Source organism: Bacillus sp. 522_BSPC, assembly GCF_001076885.1.
In the GTDB taxonomy this organism is placed as follows: domain Bacteria; phylum Bacillota; class Bacilli; order Bacillales; family Cytobacillaceae; genus Niallia; species Niallia hominis.
Genome location: NZ_JVDT01000292.1, coordinates 14,272 through 26,155, shown reverse-complemented (window position 1 = coordinate 26,155; position 11,884 = coordinate 14,272). Strand labels below are relative to the sequence as shown.

Annotated in this window: 11 protein-coding genes; 4 read left to right on the top strand and 7 right to left on the bottom strand. The window is 35.9% G+C overall.

The features are described from left to right. The first annotated feature begins 104 nt into the window (after positions 1-104). Both ADJ83_RS24185 and ADJ83_RS24180 read left to right on the top strand, forming a co-directional pair. Positions 105-1,553: an amino acid ABC transporter substrate-binding protein/permease gene (locus tag ADJ83_RS24185; RefSeq protein ID WP_031536069.1), complete on the top strand. Its 1,449-nt coding sequence runs from the start codon at positions 105-107 to the stop codon at positions 1,551-1,553. Beyond that, positions 1,540-2,268 carry an amino acid ABC transporter ATP-binding protein gene (locus ADJ83_RS24180; protein ID WP_031536067.1) on the top strand — a complete coding sequence of 243 codons (729 nt, stop codon included), beginning with the start codon at positions 1,540-1,542 and terminating at the stop codon, positions 2,266-2,268. Before ADJ83_RS24185 ends, ADJ83_RS24180 begins: the two co-directional genes overlap by 14 nt. Positions 2,269-2,303: 35 nt before the next feature. Here ADJ83_RS24180 and ADJ83_RS24175 read toward each other — a convergent pair whose 3' ends face one another. Then, entirely contained in the window at positions 2,304-2,651 is a 348-nt protein-coding gene (locus ADJ83_RS24175; RefSeq protein WP_031536065.1) for a winged helix-turn-helix transcriptional regulator, read from the bottom strand. A 175-nt stretch (positions 2,652-2,826) separates the two neighbouring features. On the opposite strand from ADJ83_RS24175, the gene ADJ83_RS24170 reads away from it, so the two are divergent. After that, complete coding sequence (locus tag ADJ83_RS24170) at positions 2,827-3,690, top strand: SDR family oxidoreductase (RefSeq protein ID WP_031536063.1); 864 nt, start codon at positions 2,827-2,829, stop codon at positions 3,688-3,690. Between the two features lie 78 nt (positions 3,691-3,768). Here ADJ83_RS24170 and ADJ83_RS24165 read toward each other — a convergent pair whose 3' ends face one another. The 5 genes from ADJ83_RS24165 to ADJ83_RS24145 form a co-directional block, all read right to left on the bottom strand. After that, the gene (locus ADJ83_RS24165) at positions 3,769-5,124 is read right to left on the bottom strand and encodes a PTS galactitol transporter subunit IIC (protein WP_031536061.1); all 1,356 of its coding nucleotides are present in this window, start codon (positions 5,122-5,124) and stop codon (positions 3,769-3,771) included. Positions 5,125-5,204: 80 nt separating this feature from the next. Next, entirely contained in the window at positions 5,205-5,660 is a 456-nt protein-coding gene (locus ADJ83_RS24160; protein WP_048719333.1) for a PTS sugar transporter subunit IIA, read from the bottom strand. A gap of 14 nt (positions 5,661-5,674) precedes the next feature. Further along, the gene (locus ADJ83_RS24155; RefSeq protein ID WP_031536059.1) at positions 5,675-5,962 is read right to left on the bottom strand and encodes a PTS sugar transporter subunit IIB; all 288 of its coding nucleotides are present in this window, start codon (positions 5,960-5,962) and stop codon (positions 5,675-5,677) included. Between the two features lie 16 nt (positions 5,963-5,978). Then, on the bottom strand, positions 5,979-8,111 hold the full coding sequence (locus tag ADJ83_RS24150) for a BglG family transcription antiterminator (RefSeq protein WP_048719330.1): 2,133 nt from the start codon (positions 8,109-8,111) through the stop codon (positions 5,979-5,981). 174 nt (positions 8,112-8,285) lie between these two features. Beyond that, positions 8,286-9,119: a helix-turn-helix transcriptional regulator gene (locus tag ADJ83_RS24145; protein WP_031536056.1), complete on the bottom strand. Its 834-nt coding sequence runs from the start codon at positions 9,117-9,119 to the stop codon at positions 8,286-8,288. A gap of 106 nt (positions 9,120-9,225) precedes the next feature. On the opposite strand from ADJ83_RS24145, the gene fabF reads away from it, so the two are divergent. After that, positions 9,226-10,458 carry a beta-ketoacyl-ACP synthase II gene (fabF, locus tag ADJ83_RS24140; protein WP_048719327.1) on the top strand — a complete coding sequence of 411 codons (1,233 nt, stop codon included), beginning with the start codon at positions 9,226-9,228 and terminating at the stop codon, positions 10,456-10,458. A gap of 55 nt (positions 10,459-10,513) precedes the next feature. Here fabF and ADJ83_RS24135 read toward each other — a convergent pair whose 3' ends face one another. Then, positions 10,514-11,731, bottom strand: coding sequence for an MFS transporter (locus ADJ83_RS24135; protein ID WP_031536054.1), 1,218 nt, complete (start codon positions 11,729-11,731; stop codon positions 10,514-10,516). Positions 11,732-11,884: the final 153 nt, after the last annotated feature.

The following is an 11,884-nucleotide window of genomic DNA, read 5'->3' as shown; positions in this document are numbered from 1 at the left end:
CACGATTGTTTAGTATTATTTTAATTATGTTTTTGTTAGATAATCTAACATAAGATATCCAAAACTTATCAACATCAAGAATAATGCGAAAAGGAGTTACACGAATGAAGCAAAAAAGAATGTCTAAATTTATTTTATTCTTTGTAGTTATCTTAACTATATTGAGTATTATTTCTCCCATAACAAAAGCAGAAGCAAAGGAGAAAGTATATCAGATTGCAACAGATATTACATTTGCACCATTTGAATTTCAGGATGTAAATGGTGATTTCGTTGGAATTGATATGGACTTAATCGCTGCTATTGCAAAAGACCAAGGCTTCCAATATGAAATGAAGCCACTTGGATTTAACGCTGCTGTTCAAGCGCTTGAATCAAACCAAGTAGATGCTGTTATTGCCGGAATGAGTATTACAGAGGAAAGACAAAAGAAGTTTGATTTCTCTGATTCTTATTTTGATTCAGGTATCATTATGGCGGTTGATAGTGATAATGAGACCATCTCCTCTTATGAAGATTTAAAAGGTCAAAAAGTTGCTGTGAAAACAGGAACAGAAGGTGCTAGCTTTGCAGAGAGCATCAAAGACGAATACGGATTTTCAATCGTGACTTTTGACGATTCTGCTAATATGTACGAAGAAGTAAGAACAGGAAATTCCGTTGCTGTATTTGATGATTATCCTGTATTAGCATATGGAATCAAGCAAGGAAATGGATTAAAAATTGTCACAGATAAAGAAGCAGGAGCATCATATGGTTTTGCTGTCTCAAAAGGACAAAACACAGAGCTTCTTGAGATGTTTAACACTGGTTTGGCTAATTTAAAGGCGTCAGGTGAATATCAAAGAATATTAGATAAATACTTAGAAACTGGCTCAGATGTGGAAGAAGGAAGCGGCTTTTTCGGTCTATTGAAAGAAAGTTTCCCAAGCTTGCTATCTGGTTTAAAAATGACATTGATCTTAACCGTTATTTCTCTGTTAATTGCAACCGTACTTGGGATTATTTTCGGATTATTACGTATTGCAAAAAATAAAGTGTTAAACACAATCGCTATTATTTACATCGATATATTCCGAGGAACACCATTAATCGTTCAAGCATTCTTTATTTATTTTGGAATACCAGCAGCTCTTGATTTTCGTATTTCAGCTGTTGCTGCCGGTCTTATTACCCTAAGTTTAAATGCTGGTGCTTACATGGCTGAGATTGTCCGCGGAGGAATTCAATCGGTTGATAAAGGACAAATGGAAGCTGCACGTAGTCTGGGACTTCCTTATGGAAAAGCAATGAGAAAAGTCGTCCTTCCACAGGCGATTCAATTAATGATTCCAGCATTTATTAACCAGTTTGTTATCACCTTGAAAGATACGTCTATTCTTTCGATTATCGGTATCAATGAATTGACACAAAGCGGAAAAATTATTATTGCAAGAAACTTAGAATCATTCCAAATGTGGCTAATTGTCGGCATTATGTACTTTATTGTCATTATGATTCTAACAAAAGTATCAAATGTATTAGAAAGAAGGATAAAAAATGGCCAAGCTTAAAGTGACGAATCTGAAAAAATCATATGGTAGTCTCGAAGTATTGAAATCAATTGATTTACAGGTAACAGAAGGCGAAGTTGTTTGCTTAATCGGTCCTTCTGGATCTGGTAAAAGTACCCTTCTGCGCTGTTTAAATATGTTAGAAGAAGTAACAAGTGGAGAAGTAGTAGTAAATGACTTTAAATTAACCGATAAAAAAAATGACATAAATAAAATTAGAGAAAATATTGGAATGGTGTTCCAGCACTTTAATCTTTTTCCACACTTAACGGTATTAGAAAATATCACGCTAGCACCAGTTGATTTAAAGAAAGCAACGCCACAGCAAGCGAAAGAAAAAGCATTAGCACTTTTAGATCGAGTTGGTTTGAAAGAAAAGGCGAACGAAAATCCAGCTAAATTATCTGGTGGCCAAAAGCAAAGGGTCGCAATCGCACGTGCCCTTGCCATGAATCCTGATATTATGCTATTCGATGAACCAACAAGTGCCTTAGATCCGGAAATGGTCGGAGAAGTATTGAATGTTATAAAACAATTGGCACAAGAAGGAATGACCATGGTTATCGTTACACATGAGATGGGCTTCGCTAGAGAAGTGGCGGACCGTGTAATCTTCATGGATAATGGATACATTGTCGAAGAAGGTACACCACAAGAGATCTTTGGAAACCCACAAAATGAGCGTACGAAAGATTTCTTGAATAAAGTATTGTAAAGCTTATGGGGACAATCAATTGTCCCCATCTTTCTTTAGTCCTTATAATGCTTCTTCCCCCACTCCCCCATTAAATCAAGAATGGGGATAAAGCTTACTCCCTTTTCTGTTAAAGAATACTCCACTTTAGGCGGCACTTCTTTATATACTTCTCGATGTACCATTTGATCTGCTTCCAATTCCCTTAGCTGTCTTGTTAAAATTCCTTTTGAAATGCCTGGTAACAGCCTTTGTAGTTCATTAAAGCGTTTTGTTCCTTGACTTAAATGCCATAAGATAATAATTTTCCATCTTCCCGCTGTTAAATTTTGCGTATAAGTAACAGGACAGAACCCTTCCTCTTCACTCGAGTCAGGTGTTCTTTGAACAAAATAACGAGCCATCTGATCTATCTCCTTTCCCATGGTACTATTTATGTGACTATGTCATTAAAAAATAACTACTTTTATTTTTCTAACTATGAATATACTATATACCTATATTGAATATACAACAACACATCTTGTCAGAAACATTTGGTTATAATGAAATAAGAAAATGAATGGGAGGAAATATAAAATGAAACTATTAGTAACAGGTGCTACTGGTAAACTCGGCTCTAAAATCGTGAATGTTTTACTATCAAAAGTTTCTGCTGACCAGCTTGCAGTCAGTGTTCGTCATCCTGAAAAAGCAGAAGATTTACGTGTAAAAGGTGTAGATGTTCGCGAGGGAGATTTCGATAAGCCAGAAACATTGGAAACAGCCTTTAAAGGAATTGATCGATTATTGATTATTTCAGCAGATGGAGACACGGAAACAAGAATTCGTCAACACAGTAACGCAGTCGCGGCAGCCAAAAATGCTGGTGTTTCGTTTATCGCATATACAAGTATTGCAAATGCACAAGAAAGCACAAATTTCCTTGCTGAAGTTCACAAAGCAACAGAAGAAGCTATTCTTCAAACAGGCATCCCCTATTCTTTCTTGCGTAACAACTGGTACCTTGAAAATGAACTTTCTACTATTCAAGGTGTTCAAGCGGGAGTACCATGGATTACCTCTGCTGGAGAGGGAAAAGTCGGCTGGGCTTTACAACAAGACTACGCAGAAGCAGGAGCAGAAGTACTAGCAGGAGAAGGACATGAGAATACGATTTATGAGCTGTCTGGCAAACTATTATCTCAGGAAGATATCGCTGCTGCTGTTAGCACAGTGATTGGAAAAGAAGTACCCGTTCAACAGGTTGATGACACAACTTATGCTGAAATAATGACTAAAGCTGGCGTACCAGACTTTGTCGTTCCTATGCTTGTTGCAATTCAAAAGGATATTCGCGAAGGTTCCCTAGAAATAGAAAGCGAAGACTTTGAGAAATTGCTTGGACGTTCGGAAACTCCTGTGGTGGAAGGGATAAAACAACTTCTCAATGGTTTAAAATAAATAAGTCCATATAAGAAAACAGCCACACCCTTTGATTCATGGAGTGTGGCTGTCACGTATTCTACGACTACTTATTTTTTAAGCTTCTACATTATCTGCTTGTTCTTTCGCTTCTTTTAAAATTCTTCTTCTGTTATAAAGCATTAAAGCAAGGGTAAGAACAGCAATGATAATTGCGCCAATTACTTTTATATCTAACAATTTTACGATAAACCATGGTAGTGGACTTGCTGCATAATCAATGCTTGACACTAAGCTTGAACCATTAGGAATCGCAAAGTTTACTAAGCTAGCTGCATTTGTAAAGATAGGCGCTAAATCTGTAGCAAACCATAGACCTAATATTGTAATAACAAGACCCACAATGAATGTACGGAATACATTCCCTTTTGTAATTGGGACAATTAACACAAAGGCAAATGGTAAACCAGCTAAACTTGCAAATGGTAATAAACCGTTACCTGGAAGTATTGCTGCAAGAACTAATGATATTGGTACAAGTAATAGAGATACAACTAACGTAGTTGGATGACCAATCCCAACTGCTGAATCAAGACCAATAAATAGTTTCCCAAAATTTTTAAAGCGTTTTTCAATCAAATCTTGTGTTGCTTCCGATACAGGCATTAATCCTTCCATTAATACTGCTGCCATTTTTGGAATTAACACTAATACTGCTCCCATTGTAATCGCTAAGTTAAGAATACCTTTTACATCATAACCAGCTATTAATCCAAGAATTCCACCAATAATGGTTCCAAGGAATATTGGTTCACCGAATACACCTAGTCTTCTTTGTAACCCATCAGCATCTAAATTAATTTTATTAATCCCAGGAATCCAGTCTAAGATTTTATTCACAACGATGGCAATCGGTACAAATGATGCAGTAAAACCATGCGGCAATGATACTCCTTCTAATCCAAGATGCTTTTCGACACTTTTCGCAGTCAGGTCAGCAATAACCATAATAACAATCATATTTATAATAGCTGCAAAAATACCCCACCAAAAACTATCTGTTAAAACTGCAACAATCGATCCTGTAAAAGCAAAATGCCAGTAGTTCCAAATATCAATATTAACCGTTTGTGTCGTTCTAGTAAGTAACATCACTATGTTCACTACTAAACAAACTGGAATAATCAGTGCCCCTACTTTTGAACCAAACGCGATAGCGGCGGCAGCTGGCCAACCTACATCTAATACATGTAAATTCAGACCGAAATTTTCTACCATTTGCTCTGCAGCAGGACCAAGGTTATCTGTTAATAAAGCAATAACAATATTTAACCCAATGAATCCTACACCAACAAGTAATCCTGATTTAATTGCCTTTCCTATCTTTACTCTTAATAAAAGAGCAAAGATAGTGAATATAATTGGCATCATGACACTTGCACCTAAATTAACAATATAATCTAGAACAGCCATGTGGCTTACCTCCCAATACCAATTGCAATCCCTCTAATATGATAACGGTTACAATTGATCATTTTATTTGCCTGAAAAACTTAGCTTACAACAAGTTGACTTAAATATTTCTTAATAGAAGAAATATTACCAGTCATCATCTCTTTAACAGCCTCTTCTTCAGAAAAGAGACCCATTAAACTGGAAAGCATAGCAGTTTGATTTTGCTTATCTTTTAAAACAATATTGCAAATTAATTTCACTTCTACCGCTCCACTACCATCCATATTACTAAATGTAATAGGTTTTTCTGGAACGATGATTCCAAGCGTCGATTTATTGACATGAATTGCATCTGAATGTGGAATTGCTACTCCGTAATTTCCAAAATCAAGTCCAGTTGGAAACTCAACCTCACGTTTTAAGAGTGCTTCTTTATAGGAATCTTTCACATAGCCTTTTTTTAATAATTCATCCGCTAAAAATTCCAATACCTCTTTATCGGTTGTAAATATTCGATCCGTGAATATCAGTTCTTCATCTATTACGAAATCCATTTTCCTTATCCCCCTTATTTTAGACCTAACTTCGTAATAACCTCCTCAATGGTTTTCTCTTTCCCCACATTTGTAATGAATGATAAGCCTTTAACAACTGGAATATTTAATTCTTTTGTGAAGTTTGTAGTTGTTACGATTAAATCATATTCATTTGCTTTACTAGCCAATTCAGCAACTGTTGTTTGATGAAGCGTTACTTGATTTAGCAATCCTCTTTCCTTTAAAGCATCCTGTAATTTATTTAAAGCAACAGTAGAAGTAGCAATACCTGCACCACAAGCGATTAATATTTTTTTCATTTTAATTTCCTCCTATTTATTGCGAATATTCATTGAAAATTTGGAAGATATCTTCCTTGGAATTCGCTTTAATTATTTTTTCCACATCATCTTTATTCGTTAATAGTTTCATCAGTTGTCCCAATATTTCTAAGTGACTAGTCTTATCCACAACCGTTAAAGTAACCACCAGTCGGACATCTTCTTTAAAATCGTCTTTAAAATCGATACCATTTTTAAAAGTAACTAAACTGAGAGCAAGCTTTAATGCTCCATCTTCTGGCCTTGCATGTGATAAAACAACTCCAGGCGCAACCACCATATATGGACCATATTCATGAAAGTGTTTAATCACCGTCTCATAATAAGGGCTAGTTGCTGATTTATCGTCATATAATAAGTCAGTTCCTTCTTTAATTGCTTCTTCCCAAGAACCTACTTTTGCTTTCAGTTTTATTGTTCTTTCATTAATAATATTTCGAATACTTAAATTCTCATAGGATGTAGAATCTTCTTTTTTATCCATTAATATTTTCATAAATTGATATTGGAGCTTATAAACATCCTTCACTGTTCCATGTGATTGAACCGCTTCCAATAGTTTATTCACCTTATTTAAGTTAACTTCGTAATAATTCCCTTGGCTAAATTTGGAATGTAAAAATTGACTAATAAGCTCATAGTCTGACTCTGTTAAAAAAACATTAACTTTCAAGTATTTCTTATTATTCATCTCTGGAATATCAATTGTACTTATGATTAAATCATAGCTGCTAGAGTCCATATACTGTAACGCTCTAAACGAAACTGTGTTTACAATCTCTACATGGAACGCTTTTTGGAGTTGATTGGATAAAATATTGGCACTCGATATTCCAGCACCACAAACCAACAACACTTTTTTTCTTGCTTCCATATTATCCTGTGCTTTTTCTAATGCTGCTGCAAAATGCAAGGTAATGTAGGATATTTCATGATCGTTAAAAGACTGGTCCAGATGTTCTTCCAAATACTTTGTTATTTTTTTCGTATGTTGAAACAATTCCTCATAATGAAAGATAATCTCATCAAACATAGGATTTTCTAACGTTAAGTGATATTTAATTCGATAGATAGCTGGCTTTAAATGAAGAAGTAATCCCTCAACAATCTTTTCTTTCTCTTCCCCAAACCTGCATTGATAGATGGATTCTAATTCATCGACCATTTTTAGAGAAGCTAAGTATAGCTCATCACCATTCAACTCTTGTTGATCAAGTGGATGCTTTTTAATGCTCTTTGCCCCTAATAATTGTAAAGCAATATAACCAGCCTCCATATCTGGAATAGAAATAGCATAATGCCAAGCCAGTTCCTCCATCATATGTTTAGCTACTGTATATTCTCTTGTATCACTGATATTACTAATAATAGCTTCTGATATATCTACTTCACGATGCTGAAATGTCCTCTTTACCGCAACCATTAAGTGTGTTAACAGATTCATATAAGACTGATCATCAAATTCTTTATCCAATTCCTGTTCTGCTGAGAAAATTAAATCATCAATAAATTGAATATCGATTTCACTTAATACATCATGAAAATAAATAGTATTGATTTTCGAGAGAACACGGCGATTGCGAATATATTGAAAGATATCTTTTGCACTAATGGTACCTAAGATCATCTTGTTTAAAAGCGATCTCTTTTGCTTTTCATCTCCCTGTATCAGAACACCATGCTTTCTTTTTCGCTCTAGAGTTAAACCATATGGATCAATATATTCATTAATCAATTGCAGCTCTGAATCCAAGGTAGACTTAGATATTCCTATTTTATCTTGCAAATCAGAGTATGAAATCGGTTCCGTTTCACCTAACAACCTTGTCAAAATATAGATAAAACGCTCTTCCTTCGATAAAATATACTGATATGGTGAATGCTCTTCTAGAAACTTTGCTATAAACGTTGTTACTTCTTTTACTCTATTTAATTTAATTCCTTTTAAATGATGCCTTTCAATGCAGTTAAACCCATTTTGAAAAAGAAATTCATCTAATTTATTGATGTTATATCTTATTGCCCTTTCACTTATATCAAGTTTATTAGCTAGTTCTTGAATTTTGATGTAGTCAGGAGTCTCTAATAAATCTCTTAGTATGGCCATACATTTTTTATTTAGATTCATTGTTGTTCTCCTTTCTATTTCCATGATATACGATAATTCTCTATAAATGAATACGCTTAACACACAAACCATGACCGATTGTTTCGGAAAAAATTATGCAAATACGAATTCGCTTCATTTGTTGTTAACACGGACCAAATCAGTAATATGCCCCCCCTAAACTAGAATCACCTCTTATTTCATCAAATGCTTAATCTTCTCTTCTGTACCAGTCCCATCAACAGGCGTATAAATGCTACATCTTAAATCATTTCGGCCATGAACTTGCAAAGAAGTTAAATTATAAATCATTTTCCCAGCCTTGGAGTGACGAAATTCAATTAATACTTCAGGCGCAGAACTTACTTCACTTTCATTCCACATTTTATTAAAATCCGGATAGTTCTTTTTCATCTCTTCAATAAATTCTCCATACCACTCATCTGCCATATACTGCCCTAAATAAGTGCGAAAGATAGAGAGAAATCCTTTGACAAAGTCTTCCCAATTAACAGCTAATGCTCTTAGCTCTTTTCTTGAAAAAACCAGTTCAATTAGATTTCTTTTTTCAAGTGGAATTTTTTCAAAATCCAAGAATACTTGTTTAGCAGCTTCATTCCATCCTACAATAAAGGAGCGTCGATCGGTAATAATCGAAGGACAGTAACGAAGCTCTTTTAAAATTTTCTCCAAGGATGGCGTAATCATTTCCTCTTCCTCTCCTTTTGGAAAGAAGGAACCACCTTCTTCAAAAGCTAATCCGTACACATATTTTCTCTCATCTAAACTCAATTGGAGCGCATCTGCAACAGCGTCTAAAACTGAAATAGATACTTTAATGTCTCTACCTTGCTCTAGCCAGGTATACCATGTAGTGCTTACACCAGCTAATTGTGCTACTTCCTCGCGACGAAGTCCTGCCGTTCTTCTTCTACTACCAGCAGGAAGTCCAACCATTTGTGGCTGTATTTTTGACCGTTTTGTTTTTAGAAAATCGGATAGCGCTTCTAATCGGATGTCTCTATTCATATACATTCTCCTTTTTAACCTAGTATTAATTATACTAGTATAAACTACAACTTGTAATAGGATAAAAAAAGCATACAATAAATAAAAAAGGAATGGGGGAAAATTTGTGAAAAGAGTCGTTATCACTGGAATGGGAATCATTTCACCGTTAGGAAACAATGTAGATGATTATTGGCAGAACCTTTTAAATGGAATATCTGGAATCAGTATGATCGAGCATTTAGATGCCTCTTCATTAAAAACAAGAATAGCTGGAGTTGTAACGGACTTTCATCCAGAAGAAAGATGGGGTACAAAGGAAGCGAAGAAGCTTGACCGATTTAGCCAGTTTGCATTAGCAGCAGCAGATGAAGCTTTATCTAACTCTCAGCTAGACTTAAATAAAGTAGACAAAGAGCGGCTAGGTGTCTATGTAGGTTCAGGGATTGGCGGTTTAACCACCCTTATTGATAATGTAAATACATTAAATCAACGAGGGCCTAATCGAGTAAGTCCTAATTTAGTGCCGATGATGATTTCAAACGCTGCTGCGGCACAAATTAGTATTAGATTCGGAGCCCAAGGTCCTTCCCTTTCTCCTGTAACAGCTTGTTCCATTGGAAATACCTCGATTGGGGAAGCTTTTCACACCATTCGAAATGGTGATGCAGACGTGATGTTTGCCGGTGGAGCGGAAGCAGCTATTACAAATTTATCCTTAGCTAGCTTTGGTAATGCAAGGGCCTTATCTACTAATAATGAGGAACCCACATTAGCAAGCAGACCTTTTGATAGAAATCGAGATGGATTTGTAATGAGTGAAGGTGCGGCAATCTTGGTCGTTGAAGACTTGGAACATGCCCTTAAGAGAAATGCTAAGATATTAGCTGAAATTATTGGCTATGGAGCGAGCTCTGACGCTCATCATATGGTTGCAACCCATCCAGAAGGAAGAGGCGCATATCTCGCCATGAAAAATGCATTAGCAAAAGCAAATGTCTCCCCTTCTGATGTGGATGTAATTAGTGCTCATGCGACTAGTACACCAGTAGGCGATTTATCGGAAACATTAGCTATTAAGAAATTATTTGAAGCGGAAGCTTATAAAATACCAGTAACCGCGAACAAATCGATGCTTGGTCATATGCTTGGTGCCGCGGGTGGAGCGGAGGCAATCGCCTTAGTTAAGAGTTTGCGAGAAGGTATTATTCCACCAACTATTAATTTAAAAACTCCAGATTCTGACTGTGATTTAGACTATGTCCCAGAAGGAGCAAGAAAAGCTTCCTTATCTATTGGTTTATCCAATTCCTTTGGGTTTGGCGGTCATAATTCTGCGATTTTGTTGAAAAAGTATTAAAGGGAAAAGACTAGGAAAATCACTATCAGCGTTTCCTAGTCTTTTTTATCGGAATTTAGGAAGCAAGCTTTTCCTCAGTATTCACGTTATCTATAAACGCAAAATATGGTAGTAGCATTCCTAGTAGGGAAATAATAGCAATTAATGTTCCAATTAAAATGTACAAAGGTCGGATTCCCCATACTTCACTTAGAACTCCACTTATTAATACGCCAAGCGGCATCATTGCACGAATGATAAAAGAGCGCACGGAAATAATTTTTCCCATTAGATGATTAGGAACAGTTTGCTGACAAATCGTTATATTATGGATACTAAAAAAAGCCATCGCGATACCTGCAATCAATTCTGTTGCTATGGCAAAAATGAGCGAGCTAGTTATCCCAAGATTAATATAAGTCAACCCTCCAATTAAAAGTGCCCCTAGCATCAATCTTCGTCTTGAGGCGTATTTTAATTTCCCAACCAATAATGTCCCTATCATATAGCCTAACGGAAATCCCGCCATAAAATAACCATACATGGCATTATTTCCGTATAGAACCGTTTTGATATATGGGATATTAATTACCATCGTAACCCCTACTCCAAATTGGACAAATGCTAGAAAAACCCCTAACCACACTATCGTCCTTTGCTGAAAAAAGTAACTGATTCCCTCCATAAATTCAGTACCCCATGCTTTTCTCTCCGGTCTCTTTTCTCTTTCTTCGGAAACTCCTAATAAAAGACTTCCGCTAATAATCAAGGAAAGGCAAATAAAAGATAAAGTGCTGTTAACCCCGATATATTCAATGACCACCCCTGCCATAACAGGAGCCGTAAAGGTCATTAATCTCGCCATTCCTTCTATGTATGCATTAGCTGTATGCAATTGTTTTTTTGAAACAATACTGGATAGTATCGCTTGATTGGCTGGTGAATAAATAGGTGTTATTAATCCTATAATGATTTGGACAATAAAAATATGCCATGGGACTAATGTGTTTGTCATAACACCGATAAGGGGTATGACAAACACAAGTCCCCTGCTCCAAAGTGCAAAAATCATGGTCCATTTTCTACTCCAACGATCAATATAAGGTCCAATAAAAACCTGAAGCGCAAGGGAGGGCAGGAAATATAATAGCCACATACTCCCCAATGCCCAAGATGAGTCTGTTATTTCATAGATTAATAACGAATTGCAAAAGGTTCCAAAAGCTCCTGCTAATTCTGATATGCCATTACCAATCCACATATATGTAAATGATTTATTTCGAAAAATATACAAACTAGCACCACTTTCTTTGGTTTGGCTGATATATTTCTATTTTGGCTGATATCCTTGGTGGTTTGGCTGATATATTCTTTTTTTGGCTGATATCCTTGGTGGTTTGCTGATATATTCTTTTTTTGGCTGATATCCTTGTCGGTTTGGCTGATA

What these genes read in the sequence shown, in the direction of transcription:
- ADJ83_RS24185 (WP_031536069.1), top strand. Translation starts at nt 105, where the DNA reads ATGAAGCAAAAAAGAATGTCTAAATTTATTTTATTCTTTGTAGTTATC.
- ADJ83_RS24180 (WP_031536067.1), top strand. Translation starts at nt 1,540, where the DNA reads ATGGCCAAGCTTAAAGTGACGAATCTGAAAAAATCATATGGTAGTCTC.
- ADJ83_RS24175 (WP_031536065.1), bottom strand. Translation starts at nt 2,651, where the DNA reads ATGGCTCGTTATTTTGTTCAAAGAACACCTGACTCGAGTGAAGAGGAA.
- ADJ83_RS24170 (WP_031536063.1), top strand. Translation starts at nt 2,827, where the DNA reads ATGAAACTATTAGTAACAGGTGCTACTGGTAAACTCGGCTCTAAAATC.
- ADJ83_RS24165 (WP_031536061.1), bottom strand. Translation starts at nt 5,124, where the DNA reads ATGGCTGTTCTAGATTATATTGTTAATTTAGGTGCAAGTGTCATGATG.
- ADJ83_RS24160 (WP_048719333.1), bottom strand. Translation starts at nt 5,660, where the DNA reads ATGGATTTCGTAATAGATGAAGAACTGATATTCACGGATCGAATATTT.
- ADJ83_RS24155 (WP_031536059.1), bottom strand. Translation starts at nt 5,962, where the DNA reads ATGAAAAAAATATTAATCGCTTGTGGTGCAGGTATTGCTACTTCTACT.
- ADJ83_RS24150 (WP_048719330.1), bottom strand. Translation starts at nt 8,111, where the DNA reads ATGAATCTAAATAAAAAATGTATGGCCATACTAAGAGATTTATTAGAG.
- ADJ83_RS24145 (WP_031536056.1), bottom strand. Translation starts at nt 9,119, where the DNA reads ATGAATAGAGACATCCGATTAGAAGCGCTATCCGATTTTCTAAAAACA.